Raw genomic sequence first — 20,148 nt, 5'->3', positions numbered from 1 at the left:
TGTGCTCAGAACGGCTTGGAGAAGTCCAGCTCCTCGCTCCGCTCGGTCAGCGAGTACCAGTTGCCGTTGTCGTCACGGAAGATCGCCTCGATGCCGTACGGCCGCTCCTGCGGCTCCTGGATGAACTCGACCCCGCGGGCCCGGAAGGTCTCGTAGTCCCCCCGGCAGTCGTCGGTGCGGAAGGCACCGGCCCCGATGACCCCCTTGCCGACCAGCGTCTTCAGCGCCTGGGACGACTCGGCGTCGAGCCCGGGTCCGTCGAGGCTCATCAGGGCCAGCTCGACCCCCGGCTGGTCCTTGGCGCCCACGGTGACCCAGCGCATGTCGCCCATGGAGAGGTCGTCGCGCACCTCGAAGTCGAGCTTCTCGGTGAAGAAGGCCTTGGTGCGCTGCTGGTCGAAGGTCCACACGGTGGTGATGCCCAGGCCCTTGATCATGGCTCTGCTCTCCTGTCGTCCGGGGTTTCACCGTAGGCAGGACGGCCGTCAGGGCGCTTCTCCGGAATTGCGGTCCCTGCGCGGGAATCCGCCGGCCCAGAACAGGGCGTAGCAGCCGGGGATCAGAGCCGCCCCGCGCCCCACATGCTTGGCCCGGTACTCGCTCGGCGCCAGCCCGGTCCGTGGCTTGAAGCGCGCGGAGAAGGTGCCGAGGCTGCTGAAGCCGACGAGGTGGCAGATCTCGGTGACGGACAGATCGGCGCCGCGCAGACACTCCTCGGCGCGCTCGATCCGCCGGTGGGTCAGATACTGCCCGGGTGTCTCGCCGTAGACCTCCTTGAAGGCCCGGATGAAGTGATACCGCGAGTAGCCGGCACGGGCGGCCACGGCCTCCAGGTCGAGACCGGGGTCGGCCCAGTCCCGGTCCATGGCGTCCTTGGCGAGCCGCAGCTGCCGGGTCCTGTCCCTGCGGTCGATGGTGACACGGGGCGCCGACATCGTCGTAGGACATGAAGAAGGCCCCCGGGGCGGACACCGACCGGGGACCTTCAGCTCATCTGCGGCTCTGCGGACCAGACGGGTCAGACGGCCTCGACCATCGCCGCCGGAGCCGCGGCGGACTCCGCGTCCTGCGCCTTCGGCCCCGCGCCCTTCAGCGGAACCTCCTTCACGAACACGGCCGCCACCAGCGCGATCACCGCGACGACGGACCCGAGCAGGAACGCCGAGTGGGTGCCGGAGGACACCGCGTGCTGGTACGCCTCGCGCAGCGCGTCCGGCAGCTTCGCCAGGCTCGCCGCGTCCAGCTGCGCGGACTGCTCGGTCATCTTGGCGCCGGCCGCTCCGCCGCGCTCGGCCATGACGTCCTGGACCCGGTTGTTGAACAGCGCGCCCATGATGGCGACGCCGAACGACGAGCCCAGCGTCCGGAAGAGGGTGGTGGACGACGAGGCGACGCCCATGTCCTTCATCTCGACGCTGTTCTGCGCGACCAGCATCGTGATCTGCATCAGGCAGCCCATGCCCAGACCGACGACGGCCATGAACACACCGGAGGTGAACCGGGACGTGCCGGTGTCCATGAGCGACAGCAGGTACAGGCCGACGACCATCAGCGCGCTGCCGAGGACCGGGAAGACGTAGTACCGCCCGCTGCTCGTGGTCACCCGCCCGGCCACCATCGAGGTCACCAGCATCGCGCCGAGCATCGGCAGGAGCAGCAGGCCCGAGTTGGTCGCGGAGGCGCCCTGCACGGACTGCTGGTAGAGCGGCAGGTAGAGGGTCGCGCCGAACATCACGAAGCCGGTGATGAAGCCGATGACCGACATCAGGGTGAAGTTGCGGCTGCGGAAGATGTGCAGCGGCACGACCGGTTCGGCGGCCTTGGTCTGCCAGAACACGAACCCGATCAGCGAGGTCACGCCGATGCCGATGAGCTCCATGATCCGCGTGGACGTCCAGGCGTACTCGGTGCCGCCCCAGGTGGTGACCAGCACGATCGAGGTGATGCCGACGGTCAGCAGGGCGACGCCGAGGTAGTCGATGCGTGCCTTGGACCGCTTCTTCGGCAGGTGCAGTACGGCGCTGATCGCGGTCAGCGCGACGACGCCGAGCGGCAGGTTGATGTAGAAGGACCAGCGCCAGCCCCAGTTGTCGGTGATGGTGCCGCCGACGAGCGGTCCGCCGATCATCGCCAGCGCCATGACGCCGGCCATCATGCCCTGGTACTTGCCGCGCTCCCGCGGCGGGATGAGGTCACCGATGATCGCCATGACGCCGACCATCAGACCACCGGCGCCGAGGCCCTGGACGGCCCGGAAGCCGATGAGCTGCGTCATGTCCTGCGCCATGCCGCTGAGCGCGGAGCCGATCAGGAAGATCACGATCGACGTCATGAAGGCGCCCTTGCGCCCGTACATGTCGCCGAGCTTGCCCCACACGGGCGTGGAGGCCGCGGTCGCGAGGGTGTACGCCGTCACGACCCACGCCAGATGTTCGAGTCCGCCCAGATCGCCGACGATCGTCGGCATCGCGGTGCCCACGATCATGTTGTCGAGCATCGCGAGCATCATCGTGATCATCAGGGCGAGCAGGACGACCCGCACGCTCCTGGGCTGCTTCTCATCTTCTGGCACTGCTGGCTCGGCTGCCTGCGTGTCCGCCATGATTCCCACTCCCCCGGCACTTACTTGCCGCCCGGCTAGTTAACTACGCTGAGGGAAGGTAGACCCGTAACTAGCCGGGCGTCAAGTAAGTTTTGTTCCAAGCAAGTTTCCCCAGTCAAGGAGTGCGCGAGGATGGGCGGCACCATGGACGGCACCAGGCAGCGGCGCCGCGGGAACACCCGCCAGCGCATCCAGGACGTGGCCCTCGAACTCTTCGCCGAGCAGGGCTACGAGAAGACGTCGTTGCGCGAGATCGCGGAGCGGCTGGAGGTCACGAAGGCGGCGCTGTACTACCACTTCAAGACCAAGGAAGAGATCCTGGTCAGCATCTTCGACGATCTGACCCAGCCGATCCTCGACCTGATCGAGTGGGGCAAGGGGCAGCCGCACACGCTGGAGACCAAGCAGGAGATCGTACGGCGCTACAGCGACATCCTCGCCGACGCCGCCCCCCTGTTCCGCTTCATGCAGGAGAACCAGGCGACGGTACGGGAACTGCGCGTCGGCGAGACCTTCAAGGAGCGCATGCAGGGCCTGCGCGACATCATGATCGACCCGGCGGCGGACCTGGTCGACCAGGTCCGCTACATCAGCGCGATCTTCACCCTGCACGCCGGGATGTTCTTCCTCCAAGACCTGCCCGGCGACGCGGAACAGAAGCGCAAGGCGGTCCAGGAAGTGGCGGCGGACCTGGTCACCCAGGCCCACCGGGGCACCACGAAGAGCTAGCTGTATCGCGGCCTCAGACGGTCACACCCTTGGAGCGCAGGAAGGCGACCGGATCGACGGCCGAGCCGTAGTTGGCGGTCGTACGGATCTCGAAGTGCAGGTGCGGACCGCTGGAGTTGCCGGTGTTGCCGGACAGGGCGATGCGCTGGCCGGTCTTGACGACCTGGCCGACCTTGACCTCGATGCGCGAGAGATGGGCGTACTGCGAGTAGAGCCGGTTGCCGTGCTTGATGACGATGGCGTTGCCGTACGCGGGGCCGTCACCGGCACCGTTACCGCCGGCCTTGACGATGGTGCCGCCGTGCGCGGCGAAGACCTTGGTGCCGCTGGACACGGCGAAGTCCTGACCGCTGTGGGTGGACTGCCACATGCCGCCGGCCTGCGCGAAGCTCGCGCTCAGCGTGTACTTCTTCACCGGGTCGACCCAGGAGGCGGCCTTCTTGGCGGCGACGCCGGTCTCGGCAGCCGCCGCGACCCCGGTCCCCAGCACGGCCGAGGCCCCCAGACCGACGGCCACCAGGGCCGCACGGGTGCGGAGCTTGGACATACGGGAAGAACGGGAAGCGATACGCGGGGACATCGGAACCTCATGGGGACGGGGACAGAAAAACCACCCGGCGCACAGGCATCCGCCGGATGGGGCATCCCTTGGTAACCCCGACCTCCCGAAACGCCCAAACCACTGATCTACGACGGAAGCTAGTACTTCATCGGAAAACTTCCGCTTTCTTGACAGAGGACCCACTAGGGATGAATCACCCCAAGACGGCGAAATGCCGCCAAGGGTTCCAGGTCAAAAGTCCTTTTTGCCCGCATCGGGCCACCCACTAAGCGACTTAGTAACGGACAAATCGCCTGTGCGGCATGTCACCGGGTGCGGAGATCCACTGACGGAGAGATGTGACGGGGGCTACGCCACGGGACCTCCGCGACGGCAGACGGGTACGCGGCGGCCCGCAGGAACGCCCGCATCCACATCAAGTAGCGCAAGCCTCTTCCCACTTACCCCCCAGTAACCTTACGGTTCCCCTCGCGCCACCCACGCCAACCACCATGCCCCCGTCAACGGCAGCAGCACCGGACGTGAGAGGACCCCCCACCCATGACGAACCGACGCCCCTTGGTGCGCCGCATGACCGTCACCGCCGTCTCGACGGCGGCCCTCGTCGCACTCGCCGCCCCCGCCGACGCCGCGACCACCGAGGACGTCGACTACGCCACCTGGCAGCAGGACTGCCAGGCGGTCATGAACCAGGCGCTGCCCTACTTGAAGCAGCGGATCGCCGCCGCCAAGCCCGGCGAGAAGCAGGCGATCGTCTTCGACATAGACAACACCACCCTGGAGACCGACTTCGGCTTCAGCTACCCGCAGCCGGCCAACAAGCCGGTCCTGAACGTCGCCGAGTACGCCCAGGACCACGGCGTCTCGCTGTTCTTCGTGACGGCCCGCCCCGGCATCATCCGCTCGGTCACGGACTACAACCTCGACCACGTCGGCTACGACGTCTCCGGCCTCTACGTCCGCGGCTTCCTCGACCTGTTCAAGGACGTCGCCGCCTACAAGACCGCCCAGCGCGTCGACATCGAGAACAAGGGCTACACGATCATCGCGAACGTCGGCAACAGCGCCACCGACCTCTCGGGCGGCCACGCCGAGAAGACGTACAAGCTCCCGGACTACGACGGCCAGCTCTCCTGACCGACCTGGTCAACTGCAGATATCCTCACCCCCGTTGACGCGATCACGGGGGTGAGGCGGATGGACCCGGCGGTCCTCGGCGGCAAGTTGGCATCCAGCCTGATGGCGTCCCTGGTGCGAAAACTCTTCGCGCCGGACGCCCCCGGAGCGGGCCTGGTCGACAGACCCGTACGCCTGAAGTCACTCGTCTCGTTCCGGGGCGAGCAGCGGAGGCTGGGCGAGAAGGAGATCCACGTCCTGGCGTCCCGTCTGGTGGAGGCGGCGACGGACGTCCCGGGCGAGCCACCGTTCCCGCCCGACGAGACGACGGCGGTCATCGAGGCCCTCGTGCTGCGCCTGCTGGCCCTGGGCGAGTGGAACATGGACGACGTCCAGGCGGTGAGCCTGGGCCACCGCGAACTGGCGAGGCGGCTCGCCCACCGGGCGTCCCCGGCCACCGGGCTGTCCGCCGACGCCGACTACTTCCTGGACTCGGCGACCGAGTGGGCCTGTCTGCACATCCTGGAGCACTTCACCCGCCGGTCCGCCTTCGTGGCCCGCACCCTGGTCGAGCAGACCCGCCGTCAGGCCGAACTCATGGCCAAGGTCGATCAGTTGCTGGAGCGCACCCCCCGCCCGGGCAGCCGCGACCACGCCTTCGAACGCCGCTATCTGCGCCACCTGGCCGACCGCCACGACCACATCACCATCTACGGCATCGATCTGCGCGACTCCCCCGACCGCTGGCCCCTCGAAGTGGCGTACCTCAGCCTGGAGGCGACCACGTCCGAGGAGCGGCCACCGGAGGAGGAGCGCCCTCCCGGCGGCCCGGTGAGCGTTCAACTCCCCGCCGAGGAAGCGCTTCTGGCCCACGACCGCGTGTTCCTGCGCGGGGACGCGGGCTCGGGCAAGACCACCCTGGTCCAGTGGCTGACGGTGACGTCGGCGCGCGACGGCCTCGACATCCCGTACGTCCTCCCGTTGCGCACCCTGATCCGCACCGGCATGCTCCCGGCTCCGGCGGAGTTCCTGGCGGCGGTGAGCTGCCCGCACACCCCGCCCGAGGGCTGGACGGAACGCGTCCTGACGGCCGGCCGGGGGCTGATCCTGGTCGACGGCCTCGACGAGATCCCCGCCCCCGACCGCACCCGCACCCGCGACTGGCTCCTCGCCCTCATCCACGCCTTCCCCGGCAACCGCTGGCTCCTGACCTCCCGCCCCACCGCGGTCCGCCCCGACTGGCTGGCGGGCGAGGGCTTCCACGAGCTGGCCATGGCCCCGATGCGCCGCCCGGACATCGCCACTTTCGTCCACCGCTGGCACACGGCCGCCCGGGCCCCGGAGTACGAGGGCCCGCTCCTGGACTCCCTGCACACCCAACGCGACCTGGCCCGCCTCGCCACCAACCCCCTGATGTGCGGCCTGATCTGCGCCCTGCACCGGGAGCGCCGCGGCTATCTCCCCACCGGCCGCAAGGAGTTGTACGACGCCGCCCTCACGATGCTACTCACCCGCCGGGACCTGGAGCGGGGCATGCCGACCACCTCCGACCTGGGCGAGGAGGCCCAGTTGGAGGTGCTCCAACGCCTGGCGTACGCGCTGGTGCTGAGCGGCCGTACGGAGATGGACGCCGAGACGGCCGAGGGCATCGTGGAGCGCTGCCTGCCGTCGATCGCGGTACCGGGCGACGCGCGGACAGTGCTCCAGTCCCTGCTGCTGCGCAGCGGCCTCCTCCGCCAACCGGCCGCGGGCGTCGTGGACTTCGTGCACCGCACGTTCCAGGACTACCTCGGAGCCCGGTACGCGGTCGAGGAGGGCCACCTCGACGTCCTGCTCAGCCACGCGGAGGACACCCAGTGGGAGGACGTGATCCGGTTGGCCGTGGCCCACGCCCGGCCGCGGGAACGGGCACACCTCCTCAAGGCGCTGCTGTCCCACGACGTCCCCCGGCTGACCTTGCTGGCGCTGGCCTGCCTGGAGCACGCCACGGCCCTGGACCCGGCGGTCCGCACGGCGGTCGAGTCCCGGGCGTCCGCGCTGATACCACCGGGCACGAAGGAGGAGGCCAGGGCCCTGGCCGCGGCCGGACCCCTGGTCCTGGAGCTGCTGCCGGGGCCGGCGGGCCTGACGGAGGAGGCCGCGCTGGGCGTCACGGTCACCGCCTCGGTCCTCGGCGGCGAGGAACCGGCGGGGGCCCTGGCCGTGCTCCGGCGGTTCCGCGACCACCCGAGCCTTGAGGTACGACGCCAGCTCGCGGGGACGTGGCAGCGGTTCGACACCGAGGAGTACGCCACGGAGGTGCTGGACCATCTGGAGCGGGAGCATCTCTTCCTCACCTGCAAGACGGCCGAGGAGAGGGCGGCGCTCGCCAGGATGCGCCCTTGGCACAACCTGGCGTTCCAGGGACCGCAGCGAGCCGAGGACATCCTGGCCGCCGTTCCCGCGCCCGAGGCCGTGGAGCTGCTCGATGTGCAGGGCAACCCGCTGCTCACCGACCTGGCCGCGCTGTCGGCGTTCGGCTCGCTCCGCGTACTGCGGCTGGAGACCTGCCCGACCGTGGCGGGCCTGGACCGGCTGTCCGCGCCGCTCACCAGCCTCACCCTCACCGGCGTCGAGGACCTCAGCGGACTCCGGTCCTTCAGCGGCGCCCGGTACCTGTCGTTGTCGCAGGAACTGCCGGGCGCCGATCTCACCGAGTCCCTGCCGGTGGACGCCCCCTTGGAGTTCCTCTTCCTGGGGAGGAACACCACCGACAGCACGGGCCTGCGCGGGCTCCAGCACTGGTCCGGGCTGCGCACGCTCAGCCTCGGTCCGCTGACCACGGAACTGACCGTCGGCGACTGGCAGGCCGTCGTGGCACTGCCCGAACTGACCGAGCTCCACATCAACGCGGAGATCATCCAGAACTTCCCGCACTCCGTCGAGCTGATGCCGGTGCTTCCCGGCGTCGAGACGCTGCGGGTCTCCGCCATGCACGGTGCCGAAGACGTGTCCCCGCTGGTCGACCGGCTGCCGGGCCTGCACTCGGTGACCTTGCAGAGCTACCCCGGCAAGCTCATCCCCGAGGCCCGCTACGCCGGCGTCTTCCCCGGCGTCGAGATCAACCTCGACCAGCGCTGACAAGGCGAAGGGGCCGGCGCCCGAAGGCACCGGCCCCTCTTCCGCGTCATCCCCGAAGGGCTACGCGTCCTTGCTCAGATTCGGCCCAGCCCCACCGGCCGCCTGCTCGATCGGCGGAACGTCCGGCAGTGCCGACTTCTCCTCGCCGCGGAACGTGAAGGTCTGGGCGTCGCCCTCGCCCTCCGTGTCCACGACCACGATGTGACCGGGGCGCAGCTCGCCGAAGAGGATCTTCTCCGAGAGCGTGTCCTCGACCTCGCGCTGGATCGTGCGACGCAGCGGCCGCGCGCCCAGGACGGGGTCGTAACCCTTCTTGGACAGCAGCTCCTTCGCGGACTGGGAGAGCTCGATGCCCATGTCCCGGTCCTTGAGGCGCTCGTCGACCTTGCCGATCATCAGGTCGACGATCGCGAGGATGTCCTCCTGCGTCAGCTGCGGGAAGACGACCACGTCGTCGACGCGGTTGAGGAACTCGGGCCGGAAGTGCTGCTTGAGCTCGTCCGAGACCTTGTTCTTCATGCGCTCGTAGTTGGACTTCGTGTCGCCCTGGGCCGCGAAGCCCAGGTTGAAGCCCTTGGAGATGTCCCGGGTGCCGAGGTTGGTCGTCATGATGATGACCGTGTTCTTGAAGTCCACGACCCGGCCCTGGGAGTCGGTCAGACGACCGTCCTCCAGGATCTGCAGCAGCGAGTTGAAGATGTCCGGGTGGGCCTTCTCGACCTCGTCGAACAGGACGACCGAGAACGGCTTGCGGCGGACCTTCTCCGTCAGCTGACCGCCCTCTTCGTAGCCCACGTAACCGGGGGGCGAACCGAAGAGCCGCGAGACCGTGTGCTTCTCGCTGAACTCCGACATGTCGAGGGAGATCAGCGCGTCCTCGTCACCGAAGAGGAACTCCGCGAGCGCCTTGGACAGCTCGGTCTTACCGACACCGGACGGACCGGCGAAGATGAACGAACCACCGGGACGCTTCGGGTCCTTGAGGCCCGCACGCGTACGACGGATCGCCTTGGAGAGCGCCTTGACGGCGTCCTTCTGGCCGATGACCCGCTTGTGGAGCTCGTCCTCCATGCGCAGCAGACGCGAGGACTCCTCCTCGGTCAGCTTGAAGACCGGGATGCCGGTGGCGGTCGCGAGGACCTCGGCGATCAGCTCGCCGTCGACCTCCGCGACGACGTCCATGTCGCCGGCCTTCCACTCCTTCTCGCGCTTGGCCTTCGCCGCCAGCAGCTGCTTCTCCTTGTCGCGGAGAGAGGCCGCCTTCTCGAAGTCCTGGGAGTCGATCGCCGACTCCTTGTCGCGACGCACGCCCGCGATCTTCTCGTCGAACTCGCGGAGGTCCGGCGGCGCGGTCATCCGGCGGATGCGCATCCGGGAACCGGCCTCGTCGATCAGGTCGATCGCCTTGTCCGGCAGGAAGCGGTCCGAGATGTACCGGTCGGCCAGCGTCGCGGCCTGGACGAGGGCCTCGTCCGTGATGGACACACGGTGGTGGGCCTCGTAGCGGTCGCGCAGACCCTTGAGGATCTCGATGGTGTGCGGGAGCGAGGGCTCGGCGACCTGGATGGGCTGGAAGCGGCGCTCCAGGGCCGCGTCCTTCTCCAGGTGCTTGCGGTACTCGTCCAGCGTGGTGGCGCCGATGGTCTGGAGCTCACCGCGGGCCAGCATCGGCTTCAGGATGGAAGCCGCGTCGATGGCGCCCTCGGCGGCACCCGCACCCACGAGCGTGTGCAGCTCGTCGATGAACAGGATGATGTCGCCGCGGGTGCGGATCTCCTTGAGCACCTTCTTCAGGCGCTCCTCGAAGTCACCGCGGTAGCGGGAGCCGGCGACCAGCGCGCCGAGGTCGAGGGTGTAGAGGTGCTTGTCCTTGAGGGTCTCGGGCACCTCGCCCTTGACGATGGCCTGGGCGAGGCCCTCGACGACGGCGGTCTTGCCGACGCCGGGCTCACCGATCAGGACCGGGTTGTTCTTCGTACGGCGGGACAGCACCTGCATGACCCGCTCGATCTCCTTCTCGCGCCCGATGACCGGGTCGAGCTTGGACTCACGAGCGGCCTGGGTGAGGTTCCGGCCGAACTGGTCGAGGACCAGGGACGTCGAGGGGGTGCCCTCGGCAGGCCCGCCGGCGGTGGCGGTCTCCTTGCCCTGGTAACCGGAGAGCAGCTGGATGACCTGCTGCCGCACCCGGTTGAGATCTGCGCCCAGCTTGACCAGGACCTGGGCGGCGACGCCCTCGCCCTCGCGGATCAGGCCGAGCAGGATGTGCTCCGTGCCGATGTAGTTGTGACCCAGCTGAAGGGCCTCGCGGAGCGACAGCTCCAGGACCTTCTTGGCACGGGGGGTGAAGGGGATGTGCCCGGACGGGGCCTGCTGGCCCTGGCCGATGATCTCCTCCACCTGCTGGCGGACCGCCTCGAGCGAAATCCCGAGGCTCTCAAGGGCCTTGGCGGCGACACCCTCACCCTCGTGGATCAGGCCCAGGAGGATGTGCTCGGTGCCGATGTAGTTGTGGTTGAGCATCCGGGCTTCTTCCTGAGCCAGGACGACAACCCGCCGCGCGCGGTCGGTGAACCTCTCGAACATCGTTAATCGCTCCTCAGAGCGGTCAGGCAGTGGGGGGAACTTCCCCTCCCTGTCCTTCCGCAGCTTAGTCCCGCAAGCGGGGACCGCTCATTCCAACTGCCGACACCGTCGATGGCCTCCTGACCCCGAACGCCGACATCTGCTCCAACCTGATGGTGCGAGACGATGTTCCCGCAGGCCAGGCAGTTACCCCTACTGTCAGTACGCCGATGGCGAACGTGAGACGGCCTGTCCTGCGTGTCGCCCCCTCCCACTAGGGATGTCTTACCCGCTGGGACTGACACTCCATGCCGAGCGCCCCGGTTCCCTCCGCTATGGGCGAACAACCTTGCGTCTCCCCGCACCCCCGGACGCCCCCTCATTCGCCACGCTGCGCATTCACCGGAACACCCAGCGTAACTCGCACGCTCCTCGGACGGTTGCACTTGGCATGGTTGGCACCCTCCCTCCGGCCGCCCCTCCGCTCACGGCGGCCCCCACGGTCCCGCTCCCCCGCCGGCCGCTCGACGCGAGCGATCAGGTCCGCCGGTGGTACGAGAACGATCTGGGGTGGCCGACGGTGCCCGACGGCCCGGGAACTCCGGTACGACTTTGCGTGGGCCCGCTCTTCGACGTCCTGGACGTCCCGGCCGAGGCGGGCCGGGCCGCGCTGCGCCATCTGGCGCCGGGCTCTCCGGTGGCCGTGCAGGACGGACGGATGCGGCTGCTGCTGGCCGCGGGCAGCGCGGAGGAGGTGCCCGGGGTCCTGGACTGGCTGGAGTGGGGGTCGCTGCGGCTCGACCTGAGCACACTGGGAGAGGGCGACACGATGACCGCGCCCCTGCCCTCCGACGGCGGCGTGACGCCGCCCGGCGGTGCCGGCCCGCGCCCGCCGGACGTACTGCCCTGGTCCGGCGGAACCTGCCCGCGCCCGCTGGAGCCGGGCTCCACCGGCCCTCGGCCGTCGCTCAGCCGGAGCGCGTCCGGCGCCCTGCAGGGGGCCGCCGTGTGGCTGCGGCCCCCCGAGGCGGGGTGCGAGGTCGAAGCCTCGCTGCCGACGCTGTCGGCACTGGGGGGCGGTGGGGGCGCCCCCGATCTCGTAAGAGTGCTGGACACGGTGGCCACGCAGTGCCACCGTCTGCGGCTGCGCGCGTGCGCTCAGCCACCTGCCTTTTCCTGAGCGTCGCGCTCAGGCGTTGGCCTTCTCGTACGCCTCGCGAATAGCCGCGGGAACACGACCGCGGTCGTTGACGTCGTGGCCGTTCTCCTTCGCCCACGCGCGGATCAGCGCGGTGTCCTGGCTGCCGCCGCCGGAAGCGGCGCGCGCCTTTCCGCGACCGCCCGCAGCACGGCCTCCGGTACGACGACCGCCCTTCACGTAAGGCTCGAGAAGGCCACGGAGCTTGTCCGCATTGGCAGTCGTGAGATCGATCTCGTACGTCTTGCCGTCCAGCGCGAACGTCACGGTCTCGTCCGCCTCGCCGCCGTCGAGGTCGTCGACAAGAAGGACCTGAACCTTCTGTGCCACCGGATTTCCTTTCATCGATAACTTCAGGACCAGGGTCTGCGGCGTCCGCCGTTTCGCCACCCCTGTTATATGCAGTACTGCAGTACGTCGGAAAGCAAACCGCTTTTGCTGGAAAAACACAAACCCCTGGGAGAGACAGACCGGCCGACCCCGGTCCGGAAACATGCGCGTTTCGGACATAGGGAACCTGGGCATCGTGCCCGGCCGAATACGCCTTGATCACAGATGCAGAAGCATCCGGCTGTTGCCCAAGGTGTTCGGTTTCACTCGTTCGAGCCCCAGGAACTCCGCGACACCCTCGTCATAGGAACGCAAGAGCTCCGCGTAGACATCGGTGTCGACGGGCGTCTCACCGATCTCGACGAAGCCGTGCTTGCCGAAGAAGTCCACTTCGAAGGTCAGACAGAAAACCCGGCGAACACCGAGCCAGCGCGCAGTGTGCAGCAACTTCTCCAGCAACTGATGCCCGACACCGGCACCCTTCAGGCCGCGCTTCACCGCGAGAGTACGGACTTCGGCAAGGTCTTCCCACATCACGTGCAGTGCGCCGCAGCCGACGACCTCGCCGTTGTCGTCCCGTTCGGCGACCCAGAACTCCTGGATGTCCTCGTAAAGCGTCACCGTCGCTTTGTCGAGCAGGATGCGTCGCTGTACGTACTCGTCGAGGAGACTGCGCACCGCCGGCACATCGCTGGTGCGGGCCCGCCGGACGGTGATGGCTTTTGCGGTGACTTCGGGGCTCTGAGGAGACGAGCTCTCTGCTGACATGTGGGGACGCTATCGCCCGTCGCCGCCCGGCGCCGAGGCGGGGTTCTCACGGCCGGTTTCGGCGACGGTATCCGCCGCGGGCGCTTCCGGGGTTTCCGGTCCTTGGACGATCCGTACGGCGTCGCGCAGCGCCTGTCGCTGTTCGTCGCTCATCATGCCGAAGAAGGCGACGAGAGCGGCGGCGGGGTTGTCGCTCTGCGACCAGGCGTCGTTCATCAGGGCGGCGGCGTAGGCGGCGCGAGTGGAGACGGCCTCATATCGATAGGCCCGTCCTTCGGCCTCCCGGCGCACCCAGCCCTTCTGATGGAGATTGTCCAAAACGGTCATCACCGTGGTGTAGGCGATGGACCGTTCCTGCTGCAGATCTTCCAGGACTTCCCGAACGGTCACCGGGCGGTTCCACTTCCACACCCGCGTCATGACCGCGTCTTCGAGTTCTCCCAATGGGCGAGGCACAGCTCAGCACAATAGTGGGAGATCTCGGTATTGGCGTGCCGGACGTGCACTTCACCGGCAAACAAGAACAAAAAGGGCGTACGACTCGGAAAGCAAGGGAGTCGTACGCCGGTGAGGGCGGGCTCGGGCGCGGGTCAGGCGTCCGTCTTCGCGGAGGCCTGCCGGGCACCCTCCGCGCGCGCGAGAGCGGCGTCGACGACCGCGTCCTCCTTGGCCTTGTTCGCCCCGCCCTGGGTCTTCACGATCACCCTGATCACACCGATGAAGAACACCGCCATGACGACGGGGGGCACGAGCGCGGAGACATAGTCCATGCGTCCAGGGTAGCCAGGGCGCCCGCACGCGCGGGGCCGGGGTGGGCGTACCGGTATTTGCCGACACAGGGGCGTGTCGTGACGGACGCCCGGTACGCCCGGTCGCATCAGCCCGCGGCGAGTTGCTGCGGCGGGTTCGCGGGGGACGGTGGGGTCGGCTTGCGGCGGGGGAAGACCTCACCCGGGGTGGGGATGGGGCGGCTCGGCTTCGGGTCGACAGGGACCGGGCCCGGCTTCTCCGCGGGCTTCTTCGCGGGTGACGCGGGCTTCTCCGGCTGCTCGGCGGACGCTTCGCCCAGCGCTCCGACGAGGGCGTCACCGGAGCCGGCGGGCCCGGCCGAGAGGCCCCCTGGGAGGGCCAGGAGGCGGGTGCGGGAGGCCGGGACGGCCGGGGCGGCCCGGCGGGCCGTACCGCGGGCCAGGCGGGCGCGTACGTCCTGCTCCGCGAGCCTCTGGCAGCGGTCCAGCAGCGCTGCCGCCACGGGGTTGCCGCGCAGGGCGCGCAGCGCGGCGAGGTCGTCGGGGTTCGGGCGGTACCCGGCGCCCAGCGCCTCCTCCAGGAGGGCGAGGTAGCCGGCGGCGGTGCCGGGCAGGGCGTCGCGGTACCGGGCGAGGTCGGCCACCAGGAAGGCGCGCAGCCGGGCGCCCTCGCGCATCGCCTCGTCGAGGGAGTCGGCTAGGCGGAGACAGTCCTGGACGTCCTCGGCCGAGGCGGTTCGGGGGTGAAGGGCGAGGGCGAGAGCGCGGCGGAGCACACGCAGCTCCTCCACACCGAACGCCATGCCGCCGCGGGATCCGTATGGCGTGGGCATGCGGCGACGATACGCGCTAATCAGACAAATTCGACATAGCGGACGGGCGTGGCGCGAGCGGCCACCCGGTTGCCCGCCGCCGCCTCACATCCGGGACACGTTCCGCTCGTACACCAGCCGCAGCCCCACCAGCGTCAGCCACGGCTCGTGCTCGTCGATCACCGACGACTCGCCAAGGACCATCGGTGCGAGCCCTCCCGTGGCGATCACCGTCACGTCGTCGGGGTCCTCCGCCAGCTCCCGGGCCATCCGGTTCACGACCCCGTCGACCTGACCGGCGAAGCCGTAGATGATGCCGGACTGCATCGCCTCGACCGTGTTCTTGCCGATCACGCTCCGCGGCCGGGCCACCTCGATCTTCCGCAGTTGCGCGCCCCGGACGCCGAGCGCCTCGACCGAGATCTCGATGCCGGGCGCGATGACCCCGCCGATGTACTCCCCGCGCGCGGACACCGCGTCGAACGTCGTCGCCGTACCGAAGTCGACGACGATCGCGGGGCCGCCGTAGAGCTCGACCGCGGCGACCGCGTTGATGATGCGGTCCGCGCCGACCTCCTTGGGGTTGTCGGTGAGGATCGGCACGCCCGTCTTCACGCCCGGCTCGACCAGGACCGCCGGCACGTCGCCGTAGTAGCGCCGCGTGACCTCACGCAGCTCGTGCAGCACCGAGGGCACCGTCGCGCAGATCGCGATGCCGTCGATGCCGTCGCCCAGTTCGTCACCGAGCAGCGGGTGCATGCCCATCAGGCCCTGGAGCAGCACCGCCAGCTCGTCGGCCGTGCGGCGGGCGTCCGTGGAGATGCGCCAGTGCTCGACGATCTCCTCGCCGTCGAAGAGGCCGAGGACGGTGTGGGTGTTGCCTACGTCGATCGTGAGGAGCATGGCGACTACTCCGCCTCACGCAGGTCGAGGCCGATGTCGAGGATCGGCGAGGAGTGGGTGAGGGCTCCTACGGCGAGGTAGTCGACGCCGGTGTCGGCGTACGCGCGCGCGTTGTCCAGCGTCAGCCGGCCCGAGGCCTCCAGCGCGGCCCGCCCGTGCACGAGCGCCACCGCCTCCTCGCACTCGCCCGGCGTGAAGTTGTCCAGAAGGATCAGGTCGGCGCCCGCGTCCACGACCTCGCGCAGCTGGTGCAGGGTGTCGACCTCGACCTCGATCGGCACGTCCGGGAAGGCCTCCCGTACGGCCTTGAAGGCCTGGGCGACGCCACCGGCGGCGACCACGTGGTTGTCCTTGACCAGCGCGGCGTCGGACAGCGACATGCGGTGGTTCACGCCGCCGCCGCAGCGCACCGCGAACTTCTCCAGCGAGCGCAGGCCCGGCGTCGTCTTGCGCGTGTCCCGCACGCGTGCCTTGGTGCCGTCCAGGGCGTCCGCCCACGCGCGCGTGGCGGTCGCGATGCCGGACAGCCGGCACAGCAGGTTGAGCGCGCTGCGTTCGGCGGTGAGGAGGTCACGCGTGCGCGTGGTGACCGACAGGAGCTTCTGCCCGGCCGCCACGCGGTCGCCGTCCTCCACGTGCCGCTCGACCTCGAACTCGTCCTCGCAGACCACCGAGACGACCGCCTCGGCGACCCTGAGGCCGGCCACGACGCCCGCCTCGCGCGCGACGAAGTCGGCGGTGGCGACGGCGTCCTCGGCGATGGTCGCGACGGTCGTCACGTCCACGCCGTGGTCGAGGTCCTCCTGGATGGCCACGTTGGCGATGTCCTCGACCTCGACGGGGTCGAGCCCGGCGTCGGCCAGGAGCTGGGCGAGCGCGGGGTCGAGCCCGCACTCCAGGTAATCCTCGCCGCCGTCCGCGCCACAGGCGCAGCCGTCGCCGCAACCGCCGGAGGAGGCGAGGGGAAGGTCGTCGGTGCTCACTGCTGTCACTGCTCCTGAAGGGGCTGCCGGGTCGGGGGGAAGTCTGCGGTATCCGTGGTGTGTACGGCGAGGGTGCGGTCCGGATTCAGCCGTACGACGATGTGGCGCCGCCATGCCGTGTCGTCGCGGTCGGGCTCGTCCTCGCGCCAGTGGCAGCCGCGCGTCTCCTCGCGCAGCTGGGCGGCGGTGACCAGGACGCGGGCCACGCACAGGAGGTTGGTGGCCTCCCAGGTGTCGACGCCGGGCTCGGCGGTCTTGCCGTTCTCGTCGAGGGCGTCCCGGGCGTCGGCGTGCAGCCGCTGGAGCTGCTCGGCGGCCTGCGCCAGGGACTCGGCGGAGCGCAGGACGCCCGCGCCGCTCGACATGATCCGCTGGATCGCGAACCGGGCCTCGGGCGACTGGAGGGGATGCGCGGGCCTCTCGGGGTGCTCGACCGGCTCGGGCACACGCGCGTGGAGGCCGTTCGCGGCGTGCTCCGCCGTGATGTCCGCGACGATGCGCTCGGCGTAGACGAGGCCCTCCAGGAGGGAGTTCGACGCGAGCCGGTTCGCGCCGTGCACGCCGGTGCAGGCGACCTCGCCGCACGCGTACAGGCCCGGGACGGTCGTACGGCCGTGGGAGTCGGTGCGCACGCCGCCGGAGGCGTAGTGGGCGGCCGGGGCGATCGGGATGGGCTCGGTGACCGGGTCGATGCCGTGGGCGCGGCAGGCGGCGAGGATCGTCGGGAAGCGGTGCTCCCACATGTCGGCGCCGAAGTGCCGGGCGTCGAGGTACATGTGCTCGGCGTCCCGCTCCAGCATGCGGCGCAGGATGCCCTTGGCGACGATGTCGCGGGGCGCGAGCTCGGCCAGTTCGTGCTGGCCGACCATGAAGCGCACGCCGTCGGCGTCGACCAGGTGGGCGCCCTCGCCGCGGACGGCCTCGGAGACCAGGGGCTGCTGGCCCTCGGCGTCCGGGCCGAGGAAGAGCACGGTGGGGTGGAACTGGACGAACTCCAGGTCGCTGACCTCCGCGCCCGCGCGCAGCGCGAGGGCCACGCCGTCGCCGGTCGACACGGACGGGTTGGTCGTCGCGGCGAAGACCTGGCCCATGCCGCCGGTCGCGAGGACGACCGCGGGGGCGTGCACGGCGCCCACGCCGTCGTGCTGTCCCTCGCCCATGACGTGCAGGGAGACGCCCGCCGTGCGGCCGTCCGCGTCCGTGAGCAGGTCCAGGACGAGCGCGTTCTCGATCGTGCGCAGGCCGCGCGCGCGTACGGCCTCGACGAGCGCGCGGGAGATCTCCGCGCCGGTCGCGTCGCCGCCCGCGTGGGCGATGCGGCGGCGGTGGTGGCCGCCCTCGCGGGTGAGCTCCAGGTCGCCCTCTTCGGACTCGTCGAAGTGGGCGCCGGTCTCGATGAGGCGGCGTACCGCGCCGGGGCCCTCGGTGACGAGGATGCGGACCGCGTTCTCGTCGCACAGGCCCACGCCGGCGACCAGGGTGTCGTCGAGGTGCTGCTCGGGGGTGTCGCCCTCGCCGAGGGCCGCGGCGACGCCGCCCTGCGCCCAGCGGGTCGAGCCGTCGTCGAGGCGGGCCTTGGTGACGACGACGGTCCGCAGGCCCGCGGCCTCGCAGCGCAGGGCCGCGGTCAGGCCGGCGACGCCGGAGCCGACGACGACCACGTCCGCGTCGATGGACCACCCGGGTGCGGGCGCGTGCAGTCGTATGCCTGTGCTGGTCACGAGGCGGCTCCGAGGTTTCCGAAGGTGAGCGGGAGGTTGTCGATCAGCCGGGTCGTCCCCACCCGGGCGGCGACAGCGAGGACGGCCTCGCCGGTGAAGTCGTCCTCGACCTCGGTGAAGTCGGAGGGGTCGACCAGGGCCAGATAGTCGAGCTCCAGCGGCGGCGAGAGGCGCGCGGCGTCGTCGAGGACCAGGCGGGCGGCGGCGCGTACGGCCGAGGGGGCGCCCGGGATCGCCTTGGCGACGGCGTGCGCGTCGGCGGCCGCGCGGGACTCCCCTATGGCGCTCAGCGCCTCGGCACGCGCGTGCGTGGCGGGCACTTCGCGCGCGCGGGCCCGCAGCGCCTCCTGGGCGGCGTGCCGGTCGCGGCCCGCGAACAGCGCCTGGGACAGCGCGAGGGCCGTGCGGCGCTCCTGGGGCGAGAGGTAGCGGTTGCGGCTGGACAGGGCCAGGCCGTCCTCCTCGCGCACGGTCGGTACGCCGACGATCTCGACGCCGAAGTTCAGGTCCCGCACCATGCGCCGGATGAGGGCGAGCTGCTGGGCGTCCTTCTGGCCGTACAGGGCGACGTCGGGACGGGTGAGGTGCAGCAGTTTGGCGACGACCGTGAGCATGCCGTCGAAGTGGCCGGGGCGTGAGGAGCCTTCCAGGCGCTCGCCCATGGGGCCCGCGCTGATGCGGACCTGGGGCTCGCCGCCGGGGTAGACCTCGTCGACGGAGGGCGCGAACACGGCGTCCGCGCCCGCCTCCTCGGCGATCTTGAGGTCGGCGTCGAGGGTGCGCGGGTAGCGGTCGAGGTCCTCACCCTGGCCGAACTGGAGGGGGTTCACGAAGACGGTGACGACGACCTCGCCCTCGGGCCCCGCGATCTCGCGCGCGGTGCGGATCAGGGTGGCGTGGCCCTCGTGCAGGGCGCCCATGGTCATCACGACGGCACGGCGGCCTTCGCGGACGCGCGCGTGGAGCTCGTCGGCGGTGCGCAGCAGGGTGGTGGTCATCCGGCATCTCCCTCGGTGCCGTCGGTGCCAGGGGTCCCGTCGGTGCCGTGGGTCCCGTTGGCGAGTACCCCGAGGAGGTCCTCGGCGAGCTCGGGCTTGAGCAGCCCGTGGGCGAGCGCCCGGTCGGCGGTCGCGCGGGCCATCGCCAGATAGCCGGCGACGGTCTGCGGGGAGTACTTGCGCAGCTCGGAGACGTGCGCCGCGACGGTGCCGGCGTCCCCGCGCGCGACGGGGCCGGTCAGGGCCGCGTCACCGGAGCGCAGGGCGTTGTCGAGGGCGGCGCCGAGGAGCGGGCCGAGCATCCGGTCGGGGGCCGTGACACCGGCCTCCCGCAGCAGCTCCATGGACTGGGCCACCAGCGTGACGAGGTGGTTGGCGCCCAGCGCGAGCGCCGCGTGGTAGAGCGGCCGGCGCTCCTCGGCGATCCACTCGGGCTCACCGCCCATCTCGATGACGAGGGCCTCGGCGGCCATCCTGAGCTCCTCGGGCGCGGTGACCCCGAAGGAGCAGCCGGCCAGCCGCTGGACGTCCACGGGCGTGCCGGTGAAGGTCATCGCCGGGTGCAGGGCCAGCGGCAGCGCGCCCGCGCGCAGGGCGGGGTCGAGGACCTTCGCGCCGTACCGCCCGGAGGTGTGCACCAGCAGCTGTCCCGGCCGTACCGCGCCGGTCTCGGCGAGGCCCTCCACGAGGCCGGGCAGGGTGTCGTCCGGGACGGTCAGCAGGACCAGGTCGGCACGCTGGAGGACCTCGGCGGGCGGCACCAGCGGCACGTCCGGGAGCATCTCGGCGGCCCGCCTGCGGGAGGCGTCGGACACCCCGGACACGGCCACCGGGCGGTGCCCGGCGAGCTGGAGGGACGCGGCCAGCGCGGGCCCCACGCGTCCGGCGCCGACGACGCCGACGGTGAGGCGCGCGGGGCGGTCCCTCGGGTCTGGCTGTTGGCTTGTACTCACGCGACGGAGGCCTTCCCGTTCCAGTCCGCATCTGGGTAC

At 70.3% G+C, this 20,148-nt stretch carries 19 protein-coding genes; 4 read left to right on the top strand and 15 right to left on the bottom strand.

The features are described 5' to 3' along the window. Positions 1-5 precede the first annotated feature (5 nt). The 3 genes from EJC51_RS27520 to EJC51_RS27510 form a co-directional block, all read right to left on the bottom strand. The gene (locus EJC51_RS27520; RefSeq protein ID WP_126273539.1) at positions 6-437 is read right to left on the bottom strand and encodes a VOC family protein; all 432 of its coding nucleotides are present in this window, start codon (positions 435-437) and stop codon (positions 6-8) included. Positions 438-485: 48 nt separating this feature from the next. After that, on the bottom strand, positions 486-935 hold the full coding sequence (locus EJC51_RS27515; protein WP_126273538.1) for a helix-turn-helix transcriptional regulator: 450 nt from the start codon (positions 933-935) through the stop codon (positions 486-488). An 83-nt stretch (positions 936-1,018) separates the two neighbouring features. Continuing rightward, positions 1,019-2,602 (bottom strand): MDR family MFS transporter, encoded by a 1,584-nt coding sequence (locus EJC51_RS27510; protein ID WP_126273537.1) that lies wholly within the window; start codon positions 2,600-2,602, stop codon positions 1,019-1,021. 132 nt (positions 2,603-2,734) lie between these two features. Here EJC51_RS27510 and EJC51_RS27505 point away from each other — a divergent pair, with 132 nt between their 5' ends. Next, positions 2,735-3,331, top strand: a complete 597-nt coding sequence (locus EJC51_RS27505) for a TetR/AcrR family transcriptional regulator (protein ID WP_126273536.1) — start codon at positions 2,735-2,737, stop codon at positions 3,329-3,331. A 13-nt stretch (positions 3,332-3,344) separates the two neighbouring features. Here EJC51_RS27505 and EJC51_RS27500 read toward each other — a convergent pair whose 3' ends face one another. Continuing rightward, positions 3,345-3,911: a M23 family metallopeptidase gene (locus EJC51_RS27500; RefSeq protein ID WP_126273535.1), complete on the bottom strand. Its 567-nt coding sequence runs from the start codon at positions 3,909-3,911 to the stop codon at positions 3,345-3,347. A gap of 522 nt (positions 3,912-4,433) precedes the next feature. Between EJC51_RS27500 and EJC51_RS27495 the strand changes: the two genes are divergently transcribed. Beyond that, positions 4,434-5,030, top strand: a complete 597-nt coding sequence (locus tag EJC51_RS27495; protein WP_126273534.1) for an HAD family acid phosphatase — start codon at positions 4,434-4,436, stop codon at positions 5,028-5,030. Positions 5,031-5,090: 60 nt separating this feature from the next. Further along, positions 5,091-8,129 (top strand): NACHT domain-containing protein, encoded by a 3,039-nt coding sequence (locus EJC51_RS27490; protein WP_126273533.1) that lies wholly within the window; start codon positions 5,091-5,093, stop codon positions 8,127-8,129. Positions 8,130-8,189: 60 nt separating this feature from the next. Here EJC51_RS27490 and EJC51_RS27485 read toward each other — a convergent pair whose 3' ends face one another. Further along, positions 8,190-10,715, bottom strand: coding sequence for an ATP-dependent Clp protease ATP-binding subunit (locus EJC51_RS27485; RefSeq protein WP_059193963.1), 2,526 nt, complete (start codon positions 10,713-10,715; stop codon positions 8,190-8,192). Positions 10,716-11,145: 430 nt separating this feature from the next. Between EJC51_RS27485 and EJC51_RS27475 the strand changes: the two genes are divergently transcribed. After that, complete coding sequence (locus tag EJC51_RS27475) at positions 11,146-11,874, top strand: SCO3374 family protein (protein ID WP_126273532.1); 729 nt, start codon at positions 11,146-11,148, stop codon at positions 11,872-11,874. A 9-nt stretch (positions 11,875-11,883) separates the two neighbouring features. Here EJC51_RS27475 and EJC51_RS27470 read toward each other — a convergent pair whose 3' ends face one another. The 10 genes from EJC51_RS27470 to EJC51_RS27425 form a co-directional block, all read right to left on the bottom strand. Then, on the bottom strand, positions 11,884-12,222 hold the full coding sequence (locus EJC51_RS27470; protein WP_059193965.1) for a histone-like nucleoid-structuring protein Lsr2: 339 nt from the start codon (positions 12,220-12,222) through the stop codon (positions 11,884-11,886). Positions 12,223-12,441: 219 nt separating this feature from the next. Then, positions 12,442-12,990, bottom strand: coding sequence for an amino-acid N-acetyltransferase (locus EJC51_RS27465; RefSeq protein WP_079309682.1), 549 nt, complete (start codon positions 12,988-12,990; stop codon positions 12,442-12,444). Between the two features lie 9 nt (positions 12,991-12,999). Then, the gene (locus tag EJC51_RS27460) at positions 13,000-13,446 is read right to left on the bottom strand and encodes a BlaI/MecI/CopY family transcriptional regulator (protein WP_279631356.1); all 447 of its coding nucleotides are present in this window, start codon (positions 13,444-13,446) and stop codon (positions 13,000-13,002) included. A 134-nt stretch (positions 13,447-13,580) separates the two neighbouring features. Continuing rightward, positions 13,581-13,760: a hypothetical protein gene (locus EJC51_RS27455; RefSeq protein ID WP_126273530.1), complete on the bottom strand. Its 180-nt coding sequence runs from the start codon at positions 13,758-13,760 to the stop codon at positions 13,581-13,583. A 107-nt stretch (positions 13,761-13,867) separates the two neighbouring features. Next, the gene (locus tag EJC51_RS27450; protein ID WP_126277154.1) at positions 13,868-14,542 is read right to left on the bottom strand and encodes a hypothetical protein; all 675 of its coding nucleotides are present in this window, start codon (positions 14,540-14,542) and stop codon (positions 13,868-13,870) included. Positions 14,543-14,656: 114 nt separating this feature from the next. Next, on the bottom strand, positions 14,657-15,454 hold the full coding sequence (locus EJC51_RS27445) for a type III pantothenate kinase (protein ID WP_126273529.1): 798 nt from the start codon (positions 15,452-15,454) through the stop codon (positions 14,657-14,659). Between the two features lie 5 nt (positions 15,455-15,459). After that, positions 15,460-16,437, bottom strand: a complete 978-nt coding sequence (gene nadC / locus EJC51_RS27440) for a carboxylating nicotinate-nucleotide diphosphorylase (protein ID WP_126273528.1) — start codon at positions 16,435-16,437, stop codon at positions 15,460-15,462. 5 nt (positions 16,438-16,442) lie between these two features. After that, complete coding sequence (locus tag EJC51_RS27435; protein ID WP_126273527.1) at positions 16,443-18,158, bottom strand: L-aspartate oxidase; 1,716 nt, start codon at positions 18,156-18,158, stop codon at positions 16,443-16,445. Then, entirely contained in the window at positions 18,155-19,156 is a 1,002-nt protein-coding gene (gene panC / locus EJC51_RS27430) for a pantoate--beta-alanine ligase (RefSeq protein WP_126273526.1), read from the bottom strand. Before panC ends, EJC51_RS27435 begins: the two co-directional genes overlap by 4 nt. Further along, the gene (locus tag EJC51_RS27425) at positions 19,153-20,109 is read right to left on the bottom strand and encodes a Rossmann-like and DUF2520 domain-containing protein (RefSeq protein ID WP_126273525.1); all 957 of its coding nucleotides are present in this window, start codon (positions 20,107-20,109) and stop codon (positions 19,153-19,155) included. Before EJC51_RS27425 ends, panC begins: the two co-directional genes overlap by 4 nt. Positions 20,110-20,148 lie beyond the last annotated feature (39 nt).

This window comes from Streptomyces aquilus (assembly GCF_003955715.1).
GTDB lineage: Bacteria > Actinomycetota > Actinomycetes > Streptomycetales > Streptomycetaceae > Streptomyces > Streptomyces aquilus.
Note: the sequence above shows the minus strand (reverse complement) of the source record. Positions and strands in the feature narration are given on the sequence as shown.

Coding starts and splice junctions, on each gene's coding strand:
- EJC51_RS27500 (WP_126273535.1), bottom strand. CDS start 3,911: ATGTCCCCGCGTATCGCTTCCCGTTCTTCCCGTATGTCCAAGCTCCGC.
- EJC51_RS27510 (WP_126273537.1), bottom strand. CDS start 2,602: ATGGCGGACACGCAGGCAGCCGAGCCAGCAGTGCCAGAAGATGAGAAG.
- EJC51_RS27445 (WP_126273529.1), bottom strand. CDS start 15,454: ATGCTCCTCACGATCGACGTAGGCAACACCCACACCGTCCTCGGCCTC.
- EJC51_RS27455 (WP_126273530.1), bottom strand. CDS start 13,760: ATGGACTATGTCTCCGCGCTCGTGCCCCCCGTCGTCATGGCGGTGTTC.
- EJC51_RS27485 (WP_059193963.1), bottom strand. CDS start 10,715: ATGTTCGAGAGGTTCACCGACCGCGCGCGGCGGGTTGTCGTCCTGGCT.
- panC (WP_126273526.1), bottom strand. CDS start 19,156: ATGACCACCACCCTGCTGCGCACCGCCGACGAGCTCCACGCGCGCGTC.
- EJC51_RS27515 (WP_126273538.1), bottom strand. CDS start 935: ATGTCGGCGCCCCGTGTCACCATCGACCGCAGGGACAGGACCCGGCAG.
- EJC51_RS27505 (WP_126273536.1), top strand. CDS start 2,735: ATGGGCGGCACCATGGACGGCACCAGGCAGCGGCGCCGCGGGAACACC.
- EJC51_RS27495 (WP_126273534.1), top strand. CDS start 4,434: ATGACGAACCGACGCCCCTTGGTGCGCCGCATGACCGTCACCGCCGTC.
- EJC51_RS27475 (WP_126273532.1), top strand. CDS start 11,146: ATGGTTGGCACCCTCCCTCCGGCCGCCCCTCCGCTCACGGCGGCCCCC.
- EJC51_RS27450 (WP_126277154.1), bottom strand. CDS start 14,542: ATGGCGTTCGGTGTGGAGGAGCTGCGTGTGCTCCGCCGCGCTCTCGCC.
- EJC51_RS27465 (WP_079309682.1), bottom strand. CDS start 12,990: ATGTCAGCAGAGAGCTCGTCTCCTCAGAGCCCCGAAGTCACCGCAAAA.
- EJC51_RS27520 (WP_126273539.1), bottom strand. CDS start 437: ATGATCAAGGGCCTGGGCATCACCACCGTGTGGACCTTCGACCAGCAG.
- EJC51_RS27490 (WP_126273533.1), top strand. CDS start 5,091: ATGGACCCGGCGGTCCTCGGCGGCAAGTTGGCATCCAGCCTGATGGCG.